Origin of the sequence: Pseudomonas sp. R9.37 (assembly GCF_963878885.1) — a bacterium.
In the GTDB taxonomy this organism is placed as follows: domain Bacteria; phylum Pseudomonadota; class Gammaproteobacteria; order Pseudomonadales; family Pseudomonadaceae; genus Aquipseudomonas.
Genome location: NZ_CAWNZA010000050.1, coordinates 153,499 through 173,461, shown reverse-complemented (window position 1 = coordinate 173,461; position 19,963 = coordinate 153,499). Strand labels below are relative to the sequence as shown.

The window sequence follows — 19,963 nt, the reverse complement described above, 5'->3', positions numbered from 1 at the left end:
GGAGTTCTTTATGAACACGTCCAGTAGTAGCCCGCTGCGCGTTAGTTAACTAACGCGCGTTTGGCGGGCGCTGTAGAAGTTATGTGAACACCTTATTTAAACCGATCGCGAAGTTTGCGACTCGGCATGCTTTCGCTCGCCTGTCTTCAGGTAAGTACCGGGTATGTTTTGTCGAGAATTGGCGACAGGAGTACAGACAATGAGCGCCGTAAAAAACACGCCTCTGCACAAGAAAAATGGCACCGACACCGACACCAAACTGTCGATGCGCGCCGCCCGCGAAGCCCAGAACGGCCTGCAGGCCACCCTCGCCAACGTGCGAGCCACCCAGGATGGCCTGACCGAACTGGACGCCTCGGCGCGTCTGCAACGCGAAGGCTACAACGAAGTGGCCCACGACAAGCCGCCTCACGCCATCGTCCAGTTCCTGCAGGCGCTGAACAATCCCTTCATCTACGTGTTGCTGACCCTGGCGGGCATCAGCTTTGTCACCGACTATTGGCTGCCGTTACAGGCGGGTGAAGAAGTCGACCTGACCAAAGTCATCATCATCATGACCATGGTGCTGCTCAGCAGCCTGCTGCGCTTCTGGCAGGAACACCGCTCGGCCAAATCCGCCGAAGCACTCAAGGCCATGGTGCGCACCACTGCCACTGTGCTGCGGCGTGAGCAAGTCGGCGCCCAGCCGACGCTGCGCGAAGTGCCGATGCGCGACCTGGTCGCCGGCGATATCGTGCAACTGTCGGCCGGCGACATGATCCCTGCCGATGTGCGCCTGATCGAATCCCGCGATCTGTTTATCAGCCAGGCCGTACTGACGGGCGAAGCCTTGCCGGTCGAAAAGTACGACACGCTCGGCGATGTCACGCAAAAATCCGCCTCTTCGCTGGCGGCCGACCAGGGCAACCTGCTGGACCTGCCCAACATCTGCTTCATGGGCACCAACGTGGTCAGCGGACGCGCCAAGGCCGTGGTGGTTGCCACCGGGCCGCGCACTTACTTTGGCTCGCTGGCCAAGGCGATTGTCGGCTCGCGGGTGCAAACCGCGTTCGACCGTGGGGTCAACAGCGTCAGCTGGCTGTTGATTCGCTTCATGCTGGTGATGGTGCCGATCGTGTTCCTGCTTAATGGCTTCTCCAAAGGCGACTGGGGCGACGCGTTCCTGTTTGCTCTGGCGGTAGCCGTGGGCCTGACCCCGGAAATGCTGCCGATGATCGTCAGCGCCAACCTGGCCAAGGGCGCGACCGCCATGGCCAAGCGCAAAGTGGTGGTCAAGCGCCTGAATGCGATCCAGAACTTCGGCTCGATGGATGTGCTGTGCACCGACAAGACCGGCACCCTGACCCAGGACAAGATCATCCTCGAACACCACGTCAACGCCTTTGGCCAACGTGATGATGCGGTGCTGTCCCTGGCCTGGCTGAACAGCTACCACCAAAGCGGCATGAAAAACCTGATGGACCAGGCCGTGGTGCAGTTCTCGGAACACAATCCCAAGTTCCAGCGGCCATTTGCCTACAGCAAGGTCGATGAATTGCCGTTCGACTTCGTGCGCCGTCGCCTGTCGATCGTGGTCAAGGACGCTGCCGGCGACCAGTTGCTGGTGTGCAAAGGCGCGGTGGAAGAGATGCTGAGCATTTCCACCCACGTCATGGAAGATGGCGCTGCAGTGCCGCTGGATGATCGTCGCCGTGACGAGCTGCTCGCACTGTCCAATGACTACAACGAGGATGGCTTTCGCGTACTGGTGGTCGCCACCCGCAACATCCCTAAATCGCTGGCTCGCCAGCAGTACACCACGATTGATGAGCGCAACCTGGTGATCCAGGGCTTCCTGACTTTCCTGGATCCACCGAAGGAAACTGCGGGCCCGGCGATTGCAGCGCTGCAGCAAATTGGCGTGGCGGTAAAGGTGCTGACCGGCGACAACGCGGTGGTCACCAGCAAGATCTGCCGCCAGGTCGGCCTGGAACCTGGTCAACCACTGCTGGGCGTGGAAATTGAAGCGATGGACGACGCGACGTTGCTGCGCCGCGTGGAAGAACGCACCGTGTTTGCCAAGCTGACGCCGCTGCAGAAATCCCGGGTGCTCAAAGCGCTGCAAGCCAACGGCCACACTGTGGGCTTCCTCGGCGACGGCATCAACGATGCACCAGCGCTGCGCGACGCCGACGTGGGCATCTCGGTGGACAGCGGCACCGACATCGCCAAGGAATCGGCCGACATCATCCTGCTGGAAAAGAGCCTGATGGTGCTGGAAGAAGGCGTGCTAAAGGGCCGCGAAACCTTCGGCAACATCATGAAGTACCTGAACATGACCGCCAGTTCCAACTTCGGCAACGTGTTCTCGGTGCTGGTGGCCAGTGCGTTCATTCCGTTCATGCCGATGCTGGCGATCCACCTGCTGCTGCAAAACCTGATGTACGACATCTCCCAGCTGGCCCTGCCGTGGGACAAGATGGACAAGGAATACCTGGCCAAACCGCGCAAGTGGGATGCGAAAAACATCGGCCGCTTCATGATCTGGATCGGGCCGACCTCGTCGATCTTCGACATCACCACCTTTGCGCTGATGTGGTACGTGTTCAGCGCCAACAGTGTGGAAATGCAGACCCTGTTCCAGTCCGGCTGGTTTATCGAGGGGCTGCTCTCGCAAACCCTGGTCGTGCACATGTTGCGGACTCGCAAGATCCCGTTCTTCCAGAGCACGGCCGCCTGGCCGGTGTTGATGATGACCGCCATTGTCATCGGCCTGGGGATCTACGTGCCGTTCTCGCCGCTGGGCACACTGGTCGGCCTGCAGCCGCTGCCGCTGGCGTACTTCCCATGGCTGGTCGGCACGCTGTTGGCCTACTGCTGCGTGGCTCAACTGATGAAAACGATCTACATCCGCCGCTTTAAGCAGTGGTACTGACCCCCCGCCTCTGAAAACGGTGGCCGTCGCCCGGCGGCCACCGTGCAACACAAGGATTCTCACCATGCGCGTCTTGATCTGTGCAGGTCGTCATTACGCCGACACCAAAAAGTCCCGCCAAGTGCTGGACGCTTACCACCGCCTGCGCCCGGTGCAGGTATTGATTCACGGCGGCAACCAATTTCTGGGCAGTGACGTTGAGGAATGGGCGCGGGAAATCGGCATCGACGTGGTGCGTTACCCGCCCAATTGGCAACGCCATGGCAAGCAGGCGGAACGCCAACGCAACCATTTCATGCTGACCGACAGCCGCCCCGACGTAGTCATCGCCCTGCCGGGTGGTGACGACACCTCGGAGCTGGTCTGCCAGGCCAAAGCCAGCGGCATTTCGGTGCTGACCGTAGAAAGCTGAATTCAAGCGAGGTGCATCATGCACAAAAAACACACCCCTCATCGCCAAGACGGGTTTGCCAAATATCGCGCACGTCACTATCGCGGCGCTCGCCATACCCTGTTGCTGCTGCCGCCGGCCAAGCGGCGTGCACTGCAACGTAACCTGACGTTTATCGGCGTGACCCTTGGCCTTGTCCTGCTCATCGCGCTGCTTTCCAAAGCTCACGCGGCCGGTGGCGCCTATGTGGTTGATGACGGCGCGGTCAACGCCCCGGGCGAATGCAATGTGGACGCCTGGTACACCGCCAATCGGCACCAAGGCAACAGCCACAGCGAAACCTTGAACCCGGCCTGTACGTTCAACGCACTGCCCGCGGTGCAATGGAGCGCCGCACTGTCGCGCGCCAGCCAGGCCGGTGATGCCCAAACGCAGGTCAGCCCGCAAGTGAAGGCGCAGGTGTGGTCACGCGAGGACCTTGGGCTACAGCTGGCAGTTTCGGCAACGTCGCATTTTGCCTTGGATCGCCAGCACGCGTTCGACGGCGCGGACCTGAATGTGCCATTGACCTGGCAACCTGTCGAAGCGCTGCGCCTGAACCTCAATGGCGGCTGGACACATGCCTACAACGGCGGCGAACAAACCCACCGCCTGACTTGGGGCACGGGCTTCGAATATCAGCTTGCGCATGCTTTGACACTGATCGGTGAGCGCTATGGCCAGGAAGGCGGCGACCAGGCGTGGCAGGCCGGGCCCCGCTTCCATCTCGGCGCGTTGGTGGATGTGGATGTCGTCGTCGGGCAGAGCCTGAGCGGCGCGCGCGATCAGTGGTTGACGACCGGCGCCACCCTTCGCTTCTAAGCCTTGGCCTGCTGTTCCAGGTGCAGTTGCAGATCAGGATCGATCTGCAACTGCCCTGCCAGTTCATCCAGGTAGCTACGCTCTTCCTGCTGCTGATCATTGACCAGCATCACGCTGGCCAGGTAGATCTCCGAAGCCACCGCCGGGTCACGCGCATACTCGGCAAAATCCGCAGCATTCAGCGGCTTGGCCACTTCGGCGTCAAGCCATTGCTGCAGTTGCGGGTCGTCGGTGTGGCGGCCAATCTCGGTGCTGATCATCTGTTGCTCCTGCGCATCGATCTTGCCATCCGCCTTGGCGGCAGCAATCAATGCACGCAACAATGCATGGCTGTGGGCCTCGGCCTCAGGGCCGTCGAGCTGGTCAACCGTCTGAATGGCTTGCTGGGGTGCAGACGCCTGCTGTCGTTGCCAGGCCTGATACGCCTGAAACGCGGCCATCCCGAGAGACGCCAATGCCGCGTAATTCATCCCGCCGGAACGCGCCTGCGTCGTACCGCTGGCGGGCGCGCCGCGCAGCAGCCCACCGAGGCCACCCAACAATCCACCCAACCCACCGCCGCCCGAGGCATTGCCGGCGCTGGTGTTTTTGAGCAAACCGCCCAACAGGCCGCCCAGGCCACCGCCCGAGGAGGCGCTGCCTGACTGCCCGCGCAGCAATTGTTCCAATAGATCGCTGGTGTTCATGGTCTTACCCTCCCAGGGCGCAGTGTTGGCATTCAACAACCATAGCCCGCCGCTGCTGGAACACCATGACCGCCGGGCAGGCACGCTCTATGATGACGCCACTGCGCCGTTGAGAGAGAACACCCGTGAACCGTATCGAGCACATCGTCTTGATGGCCAACTACAACCAGTGGATGAACCGCAAACTCTACGACGCCGCCAGCACGCTGACGGACGCGGAGCTGGCGGCGGATCGACAGGCGTTTTTTGGCTCAATCCTCGGCACGCTGAATCACCTCGCGCTGGGGGATACCGTCTGGCTCAAACGTTTTGCCCAGCATCCCGCGGGCTTTTCGGCGCTGGCCCCCTTAAGTGCGATTGCCACCCCCACCGACCTCAAGCAGCTGGCCTTTGCCGATCTGCGCGTGCTGTCAGCCCATCGCGCATGGCTGGATCAGCTCATCATCGAGTGGGCGCACAGCCTGCGCGATTCCGACCTGGACCAGCACCTGCGTTATCACAACATGCGCGGCGCCGCGAACCACAAGCCGTTCTTTGGCTTGCTGGTGCATTTTTTCAATCACCAGACCCACCACCGAGGCCAGGCAACCACGCTGCTGACCCAAGCGGGCGTGGATGTAGGCGACACCGACCTGCTGGCACTGATTGACTGAACTCAGCGTGCGCTGAACGCGGCGTAGGCCTGCATCAAGCGTGGAAAGTCCTGCGGCGCTGGCAATTGCGCAAAGCTTTCGACGGCAGGCGTGGAGGCCCAGGGCAGCTTTTCGCTGGTCCAGGTTTCCATGAACGGCACGTAGTCGTGGGCGTCATCCAACAACGTCGCGCGCACATTGACGAATTCGTCGATGCCATGGGGACGGGTAAACAGCCAGCTCATGCAATGCGGGCAGCAATAGTGACGGTCCACACCGTGCAAGCCGCCTATGACCGGGCAACCCTGGGTCACGGTAAAGCCACTGGCAGGGATCAAAGCGCTGAGGGAGAACGCGCTTGAGGTCATTTTCCGGCAGCCGCTGCAATGGCAAGCCATGGTAATCACTGGGGGCAGGCTCACGCTGAAGCGCACCCGGTTACACCGGCAACTGCCTTCCAGCGGCAACACGTCGACAGTCATCATCCATTCCTTTTTATGATTGTTGGCCTCACAGGGTAACGCGAACCCGCCGCGGAACAAAACCGAACGCCGCGCCGCGCCTGGAGTCAAAACCCTGAGGCGCCGGGGTTAATTGCCCCGCCCTGCTCACGTGCACCTGCTGGTCTGGGATGCGCGTACCCCCATAAGAAGGAGACGCTTACATGGTCACTCACTTCAAGGTCGCCGGGCATCTAGCCTGCGGCCATCACGGCAGCAATCTTACGTCCAGCACCGAGCTGAACCGAGTCAAATGCCGCACCTGCCGCAATACCGAAGCCTACAAAGAAGCGCGCCGCACACAACGCAATGCCGCCCGCCGCTCCGCGCGCAAAACCCAGACCCACGCTGCCAGCGACTGGCGCAGTGCGTGGACGCAACGCCTGACCGACCTGCCCGGGTTGCAGCGCTTGCCACGCGGGTTCAGCGGGCAGCACTTTGTCTGAGCTGTTCGGGTATTGAGAAGATATTCACCAGGTTCCCGTCGGGTTCCTGCAGCAGTGCGCAAGTATTGCCCTATGGCAGAATTGTCACGGGCATGACTACTTGCGTGCTGCTGACCCGCAGCAGGACAGCTTCGACCTCCTCCACTTGAAATGCCGGGATCGCCGAGCAGTTATTCGCAGTGACGGCCAATCCGTTGTGATGCAAGCGGACCAAGCGCTCGTCGCTTATCGCCAGAACGACACCCTCGAAATCCATCTCGGCAAAACCGTCAGCACGATGCCGCAGCTCGATAGTCGACCGGTTTTAATAACCGTATGCGTTGCTCAAACTGTTGAGTGACGATGGGATCAGATGCAAATTTCATGAGCCGACCTGACAGGAATGCGCAGGCGCACTCTAATTCAGGGCTGCGTCGGATAGTGACAGGAGCATGTCGTGGCGTGTTAAAACCCTCGCCTCGACGGCAGGTTTCTCGTGTAGACCACTGATCTGGCAAGCTTTTTCAACTTTGCGCGAATGCAACAAACACAACGTTCGACCTTGCATCCAAGCGCCTGGGTCTATATATTCCCAACCCTGCTGCACCGCGCTACCGCCCGAATGGCGAAACTGGTAGACGCATGGGACTTAAAATCCCCCGCTCGTAAGGGCGTCCCGGTTCGATTCCGGGTTCGGGCACCATAGATATCAAGGGCTTGCATGAGGAAACTCATGCAGGCCTTTTTCTTTTTTCCGCAATTGACACACCTGTTCCGCAATTGCCCTCCTGCGGCGTCCAGCCGAATGCAATTACCCTCCTGTAACCTCAATCGAACTACCCATACATTCCCATGCTCTATCGAGAGTCGCCTGGGCCCTCCAGGCCAACCCGCAGGGAGTGAGTATGTCTGATGATCTGAAAAACCGTGGGCCTCAAGATCGTGCTCGAGTGAACACATCAGAACCTTGGGAGCTAAAGCACTGGACGAAGGAGTTTGGGGTAACAGAACAACAGCTCAAAGACGCGGTTAAAGCCGTAGGCCCGATGGTGACTGACGTTCGTAAAAAGCTCGGCAAGTAGTGTCAGACGCGCCCTGCGCTTGGCGGGGCGTGTTCAACTTCTTTGCGGTGTCTGCGGCAACCTACGGCGCCACACCGAAGAAGCTCCCTGCTACGCTGTTCGCCTCAGGGAGGAACACCGATGCCACATTCAGATGTGATCCTTCGCCGCTCTCAAACTGCTATGAAAACCTACTCGCTCTTGAGGAAACCTGATGCGCGCTGGATCTGTCGCCGCCTCATCTCTCGTAGTAGACCTTGGCGGAATATGTGTAGTCTCGTGCCAGTTTCGCGCACCATTCGGGGAAGCCGCCTACGGGATTTTCCGAATAGGCTTTCCAGTCCGCGATGAGGCGGTCGAAATGCTGCACTTCAGATGTCAGATACGCCAGCGCTTCGGGATCAGGGGCTTCTGCTATGAGTCGTCTGGCACGCTCCAGCGCTGAGGTCGCCTCGTCAACACTGCCTAAGAAGAAAGACTCGTCAAGATGATGGGTGGCATGGCCAACCCCTCTAAGCGCGAAGTCGATCAGCATCCTGCGCACAGGCATATCTTCCGGGAACCCAGAAAGTGCTCTGGTAAGCAGTTCAGGGTCACGGTTGAGCATCCCGAGCCATCGCACGGGTAAGGTTGTGACTGCATCTTCCTCCATCCATGCCTTCAACGTAGGCAACAGAAACCGGGCGGTGAGCGGCTGCGTCAGAAACTGATGGGTTTTTGAGGATCGCGAATTGGCTTCGAGAATTTCGATTGCTGCGCGACGTGCGGCGGCGCTATCAAACGAACTGGATGCGACGAGAAACCGTTCAAGTGCAGAAAATGCTTCGCGACGTAGCCCTTGTTCTCGATATCGACAATAGCTCGCAAGTGGCTTCAGGTTGGAATGTGCATCAAGGCTCTCCGCAAGCGCCAGAAGCCCTTCGAAATTATCATTGTTCCAATAATACATGGCAGTAAGGCCTAAGAAATGCGGCTCCGAGAGTATGCTCGGCGAGCGGCGCGAGCAAGATGAAAGCCATGCCTCATTAAATTGATGTCGTTGCCAAATGTTTAAACTCCCGCAGCGAGCAAAATTGCTGAGCTGTGCCCGCACAGCTGGATGCCATTACGCAACCAGTAACCCCCGCTCGCTACGGTCCAAAGACGTGATCACCCACCCTTTCCGCAAGCCGGGCACGAATAAATGTTCGAAGGTCTTGCGGTTGGCGCTGGCGTCGATCCTCGCTGATCCCCGGGGGAACTAACATCGGCTGTCCTGATTGCAAAATTGAGCCGTCTTTTCCATGGCCATTTTTTAGGCGGCTTGCACACTGTTCGACCATGCAAAGCCGGCTCTACAGCCTGTCACACCCCGAAAATAGCCTCAATTTCGATATTCAGTTCCGGGGAAAACAACGTTGAAACTTCGACCAGGGAGCTGGCAGGCAGATGTCCTTCATAGTGCTGCATCAGCACCTTGCGCAGTTCGCCGATTTGGCTGAAGTCGGTGATGAATAGAGTCACCTTCAAGAGTGCAGACATATCGGTGCCCTCTTCGGCGGCAACCGCTTTAATCTGCTCCAAAATAGCATTGGCCTGTTTTTCTAGGCTCTGCCCTTGAGCATCAGTTCCGAACGCTGTGAAGCCTGACAGGTACAGGGTATTGCCATGTTTCACCGAATGCGAATAGGGCCCCACGGCAGGAGGAAGTGCTGCGTAAGTTTTACGTTCGATATTATTGCTTGGCATATTGGCGTGTCCGAAATGTCAGTAGAACGGCCGTGGGAAACGTGAGGACTAAGGGGCCTGAATTGATTCGGCCTTTAGATTAATTGTCGTAGAAATACCACATGACGGCCGCCACCGTGACGACCCACCCGAGGGTCAGCAGTATTGACAGACCCGCAAGCCGCTTGTCCATGATGCCCTATCAGTTACCAAAATGATCGAAGTCAGAGCGCTCCCGGCAAGCGTAGTTCAATGCGCGAAGCCTGCAATGGTGAGCCCGTCGTTGCGGCACACCCCCGCTTGGATTAATCGAAAACTCCCCTCCGGCCCGCTTACGGCATAAGCGCCTAAAACTCATAAGCGCGCAATTATTTAGCGCGCCTATTATCTCGATTCATTCTTTTGTATTCCTGGATTTACGTCTGCGCCCCAAGCTGCAGCCGAGAGTCACTGTGCTGCATGAACAGTCTGTTTTGTTCGCGCTCAACAAAATGACGTGGATTGCCACGCCAATAAATCCCGGCCCTCGGAGGCCTATATGAAATTAAGATCCTTGAATATCGCGCGCAGGGCTTTCGTCTGCTTTGGGCTAATCACACTTCTGCTCATCAGCTTGGCAGGGTTCTCGTATCTGCAGATAGATCACCTGCGTAATGCAGAGCAGGACATCGAGCAAAACTCATTGCCCAGCATCCAGGTCATTGACGACATTCAAATCGCGCTGCTCCATGCTCGCCTTGAAAGTATCCGCATGCTGTCGAGCACGACCAAGGATGTGCATGATAAATCGCTGTCATTGGTCGAAGGCGCCATACAGACGCTCCAGTCGAAGACCGAGTTTTACCGTGAACACCTGATTTCTGGCCAGCAGGATGAACTGCAGTTTTCGAAGACAAGCCAAGCTATGAATGTTTACATCGACGGCCTCAAGAACGTACTTGCCCTCGATATTGCTGATCATGATCAAGCTGTCCTTTTTGCGAACACAGAGCAGGCACAGCGAGCAGGCGCCTATCAGGAGCAGCTAACAATTCTTCGTGAGCAAAATGCGCGTCAGGCGGTGGTGTCGGGGCAAGACGCGACAGATGTATATACCCATAGCGTTAACGTCTTGATTTCGGTACTGGTAGTCGCATTTATCTTAACCATCGTCCTGGCGACCCTGTTCACTAAAAGCATCGTCAGCCCCATCAGCGCCTCGCTGAAGTTGGCGGAAGATATCGCGTCTGGCGACCTCACCCACGACCTTGAAGTGACAGGTTCAGACGAAGCCTCGCGCTTGATGCATGCTCTCAATCGGATGCAGAAAAATCTCAGAAGCACGATTTTAGAAATCTCGGGAGCGTCTGCTCAACTGAGTACCGCAGCCGTTGAAATGACTTCGATCACAGAAAGTGCCGATCGCACCCTTCAGCAGCAAAACAGCGAAATCGAGCAAGCAGCCACAGCAGTGACCGAAATGAGCGTCGCCGTCGAAGAGGTCGCGCGCAATGCCAACTCCACATCTGAAGCGGCCACGCAGTCCAGCTTGGCGGCTGATCTGGGCAATCAAAAAGTGACTGAAACGTTAACGGCCATGCGCGGACTGACGGAACTGGTCGAAGTCTCCTCAGACCAGGTGAAAGAACTCGCAGGCCAGGCTCAAGACATCACCAAAGTGCTGAGTGTGATCAGGGCGATTGCCGAGCAAACGAATCTCCTGGCGTTGAATGCAGCAATTGAAGCGGCACGTGCGGGTGAACAGGGCCGTGGTTTTGCAGTGGTGGCCGATGAGGTTCGGGCGTTGGCGCACCGCACCCAAACTTCGACCCAGGAAATTGAACAGATGATATCCACCATTCAAGCCGGTTCTTCAGCCGCAGTGGAGTTGATGCACAAGAGCACTTCTGAGGTTTACACCACGCGAGATACGGCAGAGCAAGCAGGCCAATCGCTGCGCCAAATTATTGATTCCGTGCTGGAAATCAACGACCGCAATATTCAGATCGCAACCGCTTCCGAGGAGCAAGCTCACGTTGCACGTGACGTAGATCGCAGTCTCATAAGCATTCGTGACTTGGCAATTCAAAGCACTGAGGGCACTCGCCAGACGTTGACTGCAAGCAATGAATTATCACGTCTAGCCGTGAACTTGAACGACTTGGTTCTCCGATTCCGGACCTAAAAGCTGGATCAAGCACAGTGCAGGGTTCATGGCACAGATTCACAAATTCAACAGTGACACGCTCAGCGACAGACAGCAGAGGATAAAAATGGCTTCTCATGAGATTGCCTTGCACTCTGTGCTGAGCGCAGATGAACGCTCTGAAATAGCTGAACTGGAGGCCACGAGCACTATTTTGCAGCTTGTTACGCGCCTGACAGGGATGCGATTTGCAGGCATTGCCAAATTCACGGAAAAGGACTGGATAGTTTGCTCAGTGTGCGACCCAACCCATTTAGGGATAGAGGCTGGAAATACCCTGGAGTTGGAAATCACCCTCTGCAGCGAACTGAGAAGAAACCCCAAAGCCCTCTTCATTCCAAAAATCAGTGGCGATCACAGATATTCAGATCGCCATGTCGTCAAGCAATACGGACTGGAAAGTTATGCAGGCGCGCCTATCTTCCTTCCTGATGGACGCCTCTTTGGCGCTTTATGCGCGCTGGACTCACGCTCAATATTGTTTGAAGACCCGGATCTTGAGGAGACGTTAGTTTTATTCGCCAAGTTAATAGGCTGCATTTTTTTCACCAACCTTGCTGCTGAACAAAAGCCAGCAAGTCCTTGTCAGGCTACGTAGAACTCATTGATTTAATCGTCAGCGTGCAACACTCGAGTGTGTTTCCGGTCCTGGGCCGCAAGGTCCTGCTCGATGGCCAGGCGCTTGTTTTTATGGAGCGCGAAGTACTGGAGGAGACTGGGATCGAGTCGAAGTGCGAATCCACCGTGGCGTTTACCCGCAAACACTCCTATCAATTTGGCAAATCGAATATTTCCTTTATTTGTCGAATGACACCCCTTGCGCAGCGTATCAACATACCGGACACCGCCGAGACCTAAGGATTGAAATGGGTGGCGCTGCATGCCTACCTTGCGTGCCGCCTCCGACCGCCTGTCCAACCGGCAGTTCGTCAGCGATGTAGCGCTCAGCCCAGGGCTCGTCCGCCCCCTTCAAATAAGCCTCCGGACCATGCACGTTGAGACTTGCTATCGTCCAGGTTTTTGCTGCCAAGCAAGGCGGACGACGGCACTTAATGACATAGACTGTTAAACTCGCCCTTTCAAATTCCATGTGTGATCAGCGCAGGAGGCTTAAATGTCTGTCCTAATTCGCAACAATGTACGCGTCCACGGTTCAGGCCCTGCCACTCTAGTTTTTGCGCATGGTTTTGGGTGTGATCAAAATATGTGGAGACTGGTCGAGCCGGCATTCCGCGAAAACTTTCGGACGATTCTTTTCGACGTCGTAGGCTGTGGGAAGTCAGACCTCTCAGCCTACGAGGTTGTGAGGTACTCATCATTAAAAGGGTACGCGCAAGACATCGTGGAGATTATTGAGGAGTTTGCGGACTGCCCGGCCATATTTGTCGGGCATTCTGTCAGCGCTATGGCTGGCGTAATCGCCGCCAATAAGCGTCCTGACCTATTTGGGGCGCATGTCATGGTTGGGCCTTCGCCGTCGTATATCAACGATGGTGAATATTTTGGTGGTTTCAGCAGGGAGGACATCGACTCACTTCTGGAGACGTTGGAAAGCAATTACCTTGGTTGGTCGAGCTCCATGGCCCCCGCCATCATGGGCGCGCCTGGACAGCCCCATCTTGGTGTCGAATTAACAAATAGCTTCTGCCAGACAGACCCTGATATTGCGAAGCGGTTCGCCAGGGTGACTTTCCTATCTGATAACCGCAATGACGTGGCCAAGTTACTGGCGCCGGCGCTGATTATTCAGTCCTCCGACGACATCATTGCACCTGTCGAAGTCGGTCGTTACCTCAACAAGGTGATCCCGGATAATCGTCTTGAGGTGATAGAAAACGTGGGGCATTGCCCGCACCTGAGTGCTCCTAATCTATGCATCAATGCGATCCAAAGCTTCATTGCGAGCGTTCAGGGTCGAATTGCTCATGGGGGCTAATGACGACCCACTCCCTGATGCCGACTTGCTTTACGAGCACGCTCCCTGCGCCCTCATTATCACCAGCAAGGCCGGTTTAATCCTTCGGGCAAATGCCACCTTCTGCGAGTGGCTGGGGTACTCCAAAGATCAGTTGGTTGGCCGACGTAAACTTCAAGAGTTGCTGACTATCGGAGGACGGATTTTCCATCAAACTCACTGGATGCCTTTACTTGAGATGCAGCGTTCCATCTGCGAGGTAAAGCTTGAGTTTGCGACGTCTGAGGGTAAAAAATTACCCATGATTCTCAACGCAACAAGGCGGGAGCACCTTGGAGGCATTTTCGATGAGGTTTGCGCTTTTGTAGTGATCGAGCGGCATCGATTCGAGCAGGAAGTGCTGATTTCCAAACGGCAAGCTGAGGAATCGCTCGAAGCTCACCTGGCGCTTCAGCGGGATTTGTCGGTTGCCGATGCCAGGCTGCGGGTTGCTCTGGAGTCGGCCAAAATGCACGTTTGGGACGTCGACCCGGTGACACTTGAGCGTCGTTACGATAACAGCGTCGCGCAATTGCTCGGTTATCCGTCAAACCAAGATGTTTCGGCCTCAGTGTACTCAGACCTAATAGACCCTAATGACCGCCCAAGAGAGGCCGAGTTATTTTCGGCGGCTCTCGGATCGGTTGCTCAGGAGTATCGCTGCACTTATAGATTGAACGGCGTTGATGGCGTTCAGCGCACGGTACTCTCCACTGGGCGTGCGGCATTCGACCCAAATAACAAGCTCGTTCAGTTTGTCGGTATTCTTCATGACATTACAGACGTAAAACGGGAGCAGGCAGCAGCAGAAGATCGTGCTCTGTTCTCTGAGCAAATGATTGGCATAGTGAGTCACGATCTGCGTAATCCCCTCTCGGTGATCTCAATGGCCACCGAGGTGCTTGAGCGCAATGATCTGTCCCCTAAGCAGCGACAATTGGTTCGGCACACTCAGGAAGCGGCGCAAAGGGCACGCAGGCTTATCAACGATTTGTTGGATTTCACGCAGGCCAGAATAGGGCGCGGTATTGGGGTAACAAAAACGACTATCGACCTACACCTGCTGATCGGTGCGGCTGTCGAGCAGCTTCGAATCGTTTATCCCAAACGAGAGTTTCTGCATTCAATCAATGGCCAGGGTCTATGCATGGCTGACAGCGATAGGCTTACGCAGCTTGCAGGCAACCTTATTTCCAATGCTGTTACGTACGGAGCGGTGGATCGCCCGGTGACAGTAACCTCCTCCATTACGGAGCAAGGTTTCGAGTTGGTGGTGCACAACTGGGGTATACCGATTCCTCCAGACTTTCTGGCCACGGTCTTCAGTCCGATGACCCGTGGTGTCAATCTTGCGCAAGACAGTCGCAGCGTTGGATTGGGGCTTTTCATTGTTCGCGAAATCGTGAAGGCACACGGCGGCACGGTTTCGGTTAGTTCAACCATTGAAAGTGGGACAGCATTCATGGCTACCTTTCCGTTAAAGTAAGCCTGGATTAAGTAGCTATAACGCGCTCTACGGAGCGCCTTTCTTATACGTATGCTTTCGCCAGATGCAAAAAGTCCAGCGCGGGGCTGGGCATTGACGGCTGTTATGTACGCTTAAAATTGGCAACGATGCACCCATTTACCTCGTTGCGACAATCAACTGTCAGGTCGTCCAGGTAAGGCTGTATTTCCAGGCACTCCATTAGACCAAGCAGGTTCTGGGCGGAATCACGAACGGGCTGCCATTCTTGATGATCGAATAACATCCAGTCGCCACAACGAAAAGCGTGTTCAGGCAGGTTGCTGCAGAGTTGCCAGAGGTTGTGGAGATTGCTTCCAACTTCGCTGGGCATTGCTGTGCCACAGACGACCAACGTATCGTTCAACGGCAGCATTGTCATTGACCAGGCTTCACAGGCAGGGCAAGACGCAATAGCTCCTCGCTGCTCATCGGCACTCATCGCCAAAAATTCCAGGGCAGGAAACGTTTCACAAACGGCGAGCACCCGCTTGTACTCCCCCTTCCCATACCATTCCCAGAGTGTTGTTGCGAACCCCATCTTGAAGCTCCTGAACCCCTACCGCCGCTATCAAAATCCGCATGTCGTCGCCTCTTTGATTGGGCGGCAATTTAGCATTTGCGGCATCGAAGCCGCCCAGGAAGGATATTTTCCCAATGCATCGCCGGTGTCGAAAACTGATGTATTAGAGGTGGCACCTCTACATTTTTCGGGAAGTAAATTCACTCTCTCGATCATCGATCAACGCTTCAAAGCAATTGTGCACGCAGGTCTCTGTTGGAGATCGAACCACAGCTGCCGTTCCTTGTCTTTTTGCCCTCCGCAAATCCCCCCCGCGTCCTGCCGACCGACAATCACACTCGCATCCTGATCCACTACAACTGGTTACCCACAAACGCATCACGCTCAACTTTATAAAAAAGGTTCTCTTGGGTGCGCCCGGCGACATCCTTCGTCGCGGAATGCGACAACCTTCCGCCGATTTTCTCCATGGCCCGTTGTGAGCGAATGTTCTGAGCGCCGATATGGAACCACACAGTATCGACCCAGCGAAATGCGTGGTCGAGCATCAGCCGCTTGAGTTCCCCATTCGCTGCGCCGCCCCATTTTTCGCGGGCTAAAAATGTGTACCCAATCGCAACCTCACGTTTTTCTTCGCTGAAGTCGTAGTAGCGAGAACTGCCTATCAACGCGTTGCTGGCACGGTCGATCACCACCACAACGCTCTGCGACTTCAATGCCTGGTCGAACCACTCACGAAATACCGGCGCTTGATAGCGGGTTGGGCTCGGGTGCTGAGCCCAGAGCAACGGATCGGCTGCAACGCGGTACAGGGCTTCGAAATCTGCGCTGTCCAAAGGGCGTAACTCAAGCGTGTGCCCGACGATGGACGGCGGGATGGGCAGCGATTGCATCGATGTTTCTCCATGAATTCGATGTGGGCGGGTCGTGACCGTGTAGGCCGTTAGCATCGCAATAATCAGCCTGTTTGCACCAGACCGATGAGCAGCCAGGCAAACCTCACTCACGCTTGAACACTCAAAAAACTCAAATAGATTTTATGCAGAATCTATTTAATAGATGTTTACACTCATGTATCTTCACTCTCGCTTGAGAAATTCCTCAACGAACACGACCCAACCGTCGTGCTTGACCTACGATTAAAGGCCTGATGAGGCCGAGGTGATGCAATGAGTTTGAAAGACAACATTATCGGGCAACTGGGCTTCGGCACGGCGCCGCTGGGCAACATGTTCCGCGCCATTGATGAAGACGAGGCAGCCGCTACCGTCGCCGCCGCCTGGGCTCAAGGCATCCGTTTCTTTGACACCGCGCCGCTGTACGGCGCCGGGCTGTCCGAGACTCGCCTGGGCAAGGCGCTGGCGCATCATCCTCGGGATGCGTACACCCTCTCCACCAAAGTCGGCCGCCTGGTGTCTGACGAAGTGCACGCGAACGCAGGCTCCGGCCCGTTCAGCCAGGGCAACCCGAACAAGATGCTCAGCGACTACTCGGCCGATGCCACGTTGCGTTCGATCGAAAGCAGCCTGCAGCGTCTGGGCACCGACCGCCTGGACATCGTATTCGTCCACGACGTGGCCCAGGACACCCATGGTGATCAGTGGATCGAACACTTCAACATTGCCCGCAAAGGCGCCTTCAAGGCGCTGTCGCGTCTCAAGGAAGAAGGTGTGATTCAGGCCTGGGGGCTGGGCGTCAACCGCGTTGAGCCTTGCGAACTGCTGCTGGATCTGGAGGAGGTTCAGCCCGACGGTTTCCTGCTCGCCGGTCGCTACACGCTGCTGGATCATGAGCAGCCGCTGCAACGGCTGTTCACCAAAGCTCAGGCCAAAGGCGCCGAGTTTGTCGCGGGCGGCCCTTACAGCTCCGGCGTGCTGGTCGGCGGCAAGCACTTCGAGTACCAACCTGCCTCTGCCGCCATGCTCGACAAGGTGGCGAAAATCCACGCGATCGCGCAGCACTACCACGTCGATATCAAGGCAGCAGCGTTGCAATTTGTGCTGGCCAACCCGCTGGTCGCCGCCGTCATCCCTGGCGCAAGTCGGCCTTCGCGTATTACCGAAGACACGCAGGCAATCAAGGCCAGCGTCCCGCGCGAATTTTGGCAAGCGCTGAAAGACCAGGGCTTTATTGCCCCTCATGCGCCTACCCCAAGCAGCCACTGACATGACCGCGTTTATTGTGTTCACCAAAGAACGTACCCACGACCAGTCACAGCTGGACCTGTACCAAAGCCAGGTCCGCGATACGTTTGACGGGCACCCCATTGACCTGGTGGTCAAGGGCACGCCGCACGCACTCGAGGGCGCACAGGCTGAAGGTATGGTAATCCTGGCGTTCCCCACCCCCGCGGCGGCGCGCGCCTGGTACGACAGCCCCGCGTATGAGGCGGTCGCTGCACACCGTTTGAAGGGTGCGACCTACAGCGTCGCCCTGGTTGAAAGCAGCAACGAATAAACCCTATTGATCGGAGAGCGACCATGCACCCGCATAAAACCGCGATTGTGTTGATTGAATACCAGAACGACTTCACCACTCCCGGCGGAGTGTTCCATGACGCCGTCAAAGACGTCATGCACACCTCCAACATGCTGGCAAACACCGCCACCACGATTGAGCAGGCACGCAAGCTGGGCGTGAAGATCATCCACTTACCGATCCAATTTTCCGACGGCTACCCTGAGCTGACCACGCGCTCCTACGGCATCCTCAAGGGCGTGGCCGACGGCAACGCCTTTCGCGCCGGCTCCTGGGGCGCCGAGATCAGCGACGCGCTGACGCGCGAAGCCGCCGATATTGTGATTGAAGGCAAACGCGGGCTGGATGCGTTCGCCACCACCGGCCTGGATTTGGTCCTGCGCAACAATGGCATCCAGAACCTGGTCGTCGCAGGCTTTTTGACCAACTGCTGCGTCGAAGGCACGGTTCGATCAGGTTACGAGAAAGGCTATGACGTGGTGACCTTGACCGATTGCACCGCGACGTTCAGTGAAGAACAACAGCACGCAGCCGAGCAGTTCACCTTGCCGATGTTTTCGCAAACGCTGCAACACACAGCGTTTCTGCAGGCGCTGAACGCCGAATAAAAAAAGGGGTGACTCAGGCTGAGTCGCCCCTTTTTTAGTGCCTGGGTCACTCGGTCGGCGCGTACTGCATTTCACCGTTACCAAATGACCAGTCTTCGCGCTTCACATCGACCAGGCTGATCCACACGTCTTCCTTGCGCAACCCGGTCCTGGCGTGAATGCCTTCGGCGATAAATGTATAAAAAGCTTTTTTCACTTCAATGCTGCGCCCGGCGTTCCACGTTACCTGGATAAACACAATCCTGGGCGTGTAGGTGATCCCCAGATAACCGGCCGCCGGGTACACCAGTTCATCCTTGGCATGCCGGTTGATGATCTGGAATTTATCGTGCTCAGGCACGTTGGCAACGCTGGTCATCGCCGCATATACCACCTCACCGATAGCGGTTACGGTGTCAGTGGAGGTGTCGGCGGCGAGGTCAATTCGGACTAAAGGCATGAACATATCCTTAACAGGGTGAGCGGCCATCCACACCGGCGGCCAGTGGTACCACGCTAGTCGCGACGACAAGATTCATCAAGCGCATAATTTTCTAAAAGATGATGAGTGTTTCGCATGCTATTTCAAGACTTGAAGGCCTTCGTCACCGTGGTCGATAGCGCGTCACTGACCAAGGCAGCGCAAACGCTTTGCCTGACGCAGTCGGCGGTGTCTCGTCGCATTCAGCACTTGGAAGACACCTTGGGCGACGCATTATTCGATCGCTCGACGCGTCCGCCCTCGCCCACTGCCATCGGGCGTCGCGTCTACGAAAAAGCCGTGGCGCTGCTCAAGGACGCGGAGCACCTGCTGAGTATCCCCCAGGAAAATGCCACGCCCAGCGGGCGCTTCCGTGTGGGGTTGACGCAGGTCGTCGCGGACGCGGTGGCGCTCGAGGTGGTCACGCGTATGCGCGACCAGCTGCCCGGGCTCGAACTGCAGATCGTCACCCAGTGGAGTTCCGAGCTCGAGCAAAGCCTGCTCCTGGGCGAACTGGATGCAGCCACGCTGATGCTGCCCGCCGCCAATAGCCCACCCGCCTCGCTGCAAGCGCAACTGATCACCACACTCGACATTCGGGTGGTACAGAGCAAGCGCACACCGCGGGTGGCCCCGACCGCCACGATCAACGACCTGGCAGCCGTCGAGTGGGTGTTGAACCCCAAAGGCTGCGGGTATCGCGCGGCATTGGAAGCGGCCATGGGCGGACACGGCCACACGCTCAAACTGGCCTTGGACACCCATGGCGCGGCGATGCAGATGCGCATGGTCGCGGCCGGTTTCGGGCTGGGTCTAATTCCGGCAACGCTGTTAACCAGCAGTGCTCAGGCAGATGAGCTGACCACCGTCGAGCTGAGTGATTTTCAGCTGAAAATGGACGTTTGGCTGGCACACCCGCAGCAACCAGGCAATCTGCGCCAGGCCAACGCATTGCTGGCCCAAGGCATTACCGAGGGTTTGCGCCAGCGAGACGCAGAGGATGCAGTTCATCGCGAGCCTCACGCTCAAACGCCGCGTTAATGCGGCACTTGACCGATGCGTCAATCAGCCCTG

22 protein-coding genes, 1 tRNA gene and 1 pseudogene are annotated in these 19,963 nt (G+C 57.0%); 17 read left to right on the top strand and 7 right to left on the bottom strand.

The genetic code is table 11. The annotated features are described in order from the left end of the window. Positions 1–199: 199 nt before the first annotated feature. The 3 genes from mgtA to AACU78_RS29525 all read left to right on the top strand — a co-directional run bounded on the left by mgtA (position 200) and on the right by AACU78_RS29525 (position 4,166). Entirely contained in the window at positions 200–2,914 is a 2,715-nt protein-coding gene (gene mgtA / locus AACU78_RS29535) for a magnesium-translocating P-type ATPase (RefSeq protein ID WP_106579132.1), read from the top strand. A gap of 64 nt (positions 2,915–2,978) precedes the next feature. After that, complete coding sequence (locus AACU78_RS29530) at positions 2,979–3,326, top strand: DUF2493 domain-containing protein (protein ID WP_106579131.1); 348 nt, start codon at positions 2,979–2,981, stop codon at positions 3,324–3,326. Between the two features lie 18 nt (positions 3,327–3,344). After that, positions 3,345–4,166 carry a hypothetical protein gene (locus AACU78_RS29525; protein ID WP_106579130.1) on the top strand — a complete coding sequence of 274 codons (822 nt, stop codon included), beginning with the start codon at positions 3,345–3,347 and terminating at the stop codon, positions 4,164–4,166. Here the strand turns inward: AACU78_RS29525 and AACU78_RS29520 are convergent. Beyond that, positions 4,163–4,852 (bottom strand): tellurite resistance TerB family protein, encoded by a 690-nt coding sequence (locus AACU78_RS29520; RefSeq protein WP_106579129.1) that lies wholly within the window; start codon positions 4,850–4,852, stop codon positions 4,163–4,165. The genes AACU78_RS29525 and AACU78_RS29520 overlap by 4 nt on opposite strands. 125 nt (positions 4,853–4,977) lie before the next feature. On the opposite strand from AACU78_RS29520, the gene AACU78_RS29515 reads away from it, so the two are divergent. Beyond that, complete coding sequence (locus tag AACU78_RS29515; protein ID WP_106579128.1) at positions 4,978–5,505, top strand: DinB family protein; 528 nt, start codon at positions 4,978–4,980, stop codon at positions 5,503–5,505. A gap of 2 nt (positions 5,506–5,507) precedes the next feature. Here AACU78_RS29515 and AACU78_RS29510 read toward each other — a convergent pair whose 3' ends face one another. Beyond that, the gene (locus AACU78_RS29510; protein WP_106579127.1) at positions 5,508–5,966 is read right to left on the bottom strand and encodes a GFA family protein; all 459 of its coding nucleotides are present in this window, start codon (positions 5,964–5,966) and stop codon (positions 5,508–5,510) included. A gap of 182 nt (positions 5,967–6,148) precedes the next feature. Here AACU78_RS29510 and AACU78_RS29505 point away from each other — a divergent pair, with 182 nt between their 5' ends. The 3 genes from AACU78_RS29505 to AACU78_RS29495 all read left to right on the top strand — a co-directional run bounded on the left by AACU78_RS29505 (position 6,149) and on the right by AACU78_RS29495 (position 7,491). Further along, entirely contained in the window at positions 6,149–6,430 is a 282-nt protein-coding gene (locus AACU78_RS29505; RefSeq protein WP_106579126.1) for a hypothetical protein, read from the top strand. Positions 6,431–7,025: 595 nt separating this feature from the next. Further along, positions 7,026–7,112: transfer RNA gene (locus tag AACU78_RS29500), tRNA-Leu, on the top strand. 202 nt (positions 7,113–7,314) lie between these two features. Next, complete coding sequence (locus AACU78_RS29495; RefSeq protein WP_106579125.1) at positions 7,315–7,491, top strand: DUF3606 domain-containing protein; 177 nt, start codon at positions 7,315–7,317, stop codon at positions 7,489–7,491. 217 nt (positions 7,492–7,708) lie between these two features. Here the strand turns inward: AACU78_RS29495 and AACU78_RS29490 are convergent, their stop codons facing one another. Together AACU78_RS29490 and AACU78_RS29485 are read right to left on the bottom strand one after the other, a co-directional pair. Further along, entirely contained in the window at positions 7,709–8,419 is a 711-nt protein-coding gene (locus AACU78_RS29490; protein ID WP_106579124.1) for a hypothetical protein, read from the bottom strand. A 395-nt stretch (positions 8,420–8,814) separates the two neighbouring features. After that, on the bottom strand, positions 8,815–9,198 hold the full coding sequence (locus AACU78_RS29485) for a RidA family protein (protein WP_106579123.1): 384 nt from the start codon (positions 9,196–9,198) through the stop codon (positions 8,815–8,817). 517 nt (positions 9,199–9,715) lie between these two features. On the opposite strand from AACU78_RS29485, the pseudogene AACU78_RS30220 reads away from it, so the two are divergent. The 6 genes and pseudogenes from AACU78_RS30220 to AACU78_RS29460 all read left to right on the top strand — a co-directional run. Then, positions 9,716–10,435: pseudogene (locus AACU78_RS30220) on the top strand (MCP four helix bundle domain-containing protein); the annotation flags it as partial. Positions 10,436–10,459: 24 nt separating this feature from the next. Continuing rightward, positions 10,460–11,341, top strand: a complete 882-nt coding sequence (locus AACU78_RS30215; RefSeq protein WP_371924180.1) for a methyl-accepting chemotaxis protein — start codon at positions 10,460–10,462, stop codon at positions 11,339–11,341. A gap of 88 nt (positions 11,342–11,429) precedes the next feature. Then, positions 11,430–11,960, top strand: coding sequence for a GAF domain-containing protein (locus tag AACU78_RS29475; protein WP_106579221.1), 531 nt, complete (start codon positions 11,430–11,432; stop codon positions 11,958–11,960). Then, positions 11,945–12,220, top strand: a complete 276-nt coding sequence (locus AACU78_RS29470; protein ID WP_250212131.1) for a hypothetical protein — start codon at positions 11,945–11,947, stop codon at positions 12,218–12,220. The genes AACU78_RS29475 and AACU78_RS29470 overlap by 16 nt, the downstream gene beginning before the upstream one ends. 256 nt (positions 12,221–12,476) lie before the next feature. Continuing rightward, positions 12,477–13,298, top strand: coding sequence for an alpha/beta fold hydrolase (locus AACU78_RS29465; protein ID WP_106579121.1), 822 nt, complete (start codon positions 12,477–12,479; stop codon positions 13,296–13,298). Continuing rightward, positions 13,288–14,802, top strand: coding sequence for a sensor histidine kinase (locus tag AACU78_RS29460; protein WP_158266162.1), 1,515 nt, complete (start codon positions 13,288–13,290; stop codon positions 14,800–14,802). Before AACU78_RS29465 ends, AACU78_RS29460 begins: the two co-directional genes overlap by 11 nt. Before the next feature lie 103 nt (positions 14,803–14,905). Here the strand turns inward: AACU78_RS29460 and AACU78_RS29455 are convergent, their stop codons facing one another. Then, positions 14,906–15,361, bottom strand: coding sequence for a hypothetical protein (locus tag AACU78_RS29455; RefSeq protein WP_106579119.1), 456 nt, complete (start codon positions 15,359–15,361; stop codon positions 14,906–14,908). Positions 15,362–15,696: 335 nt separating this feature from the next. Further along, the gene (locus AACU78_RS29450) at positions 15,697–16,236 is read right to left on the bottom strand and encodes a GNAT family N-acetyltransferase (protein WP_106579118.1); all 540 of its coding nucleotides are present in this window, start codon (positions 16,234–16,236) and stop codon (positions 15,697–15,699) included. A gap of 276 nt (positions 16,237–16,512) precedes the next feature. Here AACU78_RS29450 and AACU78_RS29445 point away from each other — a divergent pair, with 276 nt between their 5' ends. The 3 genes from AACU78_RS29445 to AACU78_RS29435 are packed head-to-tail and all read left to right on the top strand — an operon-like array spanning position 16,513 to position 18,429. Beyond that, on the top strand, positions 16,513–17,508 hold the full coding sequence (locus AACU78_RS29445) for an aldo/keto reductase (protein WP_106579117.1): 996 nt from the start codon (positions 16,513–16,515) through the stop codon (positions 17,506–17,508). Position 17,509: 1 nt separating this feature from the next. Then, positions 17,510–17,800: a DUF1330 domain-containing protein gene (locus tag AACU78_RS29440; RefSeq protein ID WP_106579116.1), complete on the top strand. Its 291-nt coding sequence runs from the start codon at positions 17,510–17,512 to the stop codon at positions 17,798–17,800. A 23-nt stretch (positions 17,801–17,823) separates the two neighbouring features. Further along, a complete protein-coding gene (locus AACU78_RS29435; RefSeq protein WP_106579115.1) occupies positions 17,824–18,429 on the top strand; it encodes a cysteine hydrolase in 606 nt (201 codons plus the stop codon). A gap of 46 nt (positions 18,430–18,475) precedes the next feature. On the opposite strand, the gene AACU78_RS29430 is transcribed toward AACU78_RS29435, so the two are convergent. Then, the gene (locus AACU78_RS29430; RefSeq protein WP_106579114.1) at positions 18,476–18,868 is read right to left on the bottom strand and encodes a tautomerase family protein; all 393 of its coding nucleotides are present in this window, start codon (positions 18,866–18,868) and stop codon (positions 18,476–18,478) included. A gap of 117 nt (positions 18,869–18,985) precedes the next feature. Between AACU78_RS29430 and AACU78_RS29425 the strand changes: the two genes are divergently transcribed. Then, positions 18,986–19,930, top strand: a complete 945-nt coding sequence (locus tag AACU78_RS29425; protein WP_106579113.1) for a LysR family transcriptional regulator — start codon at positions 18,986–18,988, stop codon at positions 19,928–19,930. The last annotated feature ends 33 nt before the right edge of the window (positions 19,931–19,963 follow it).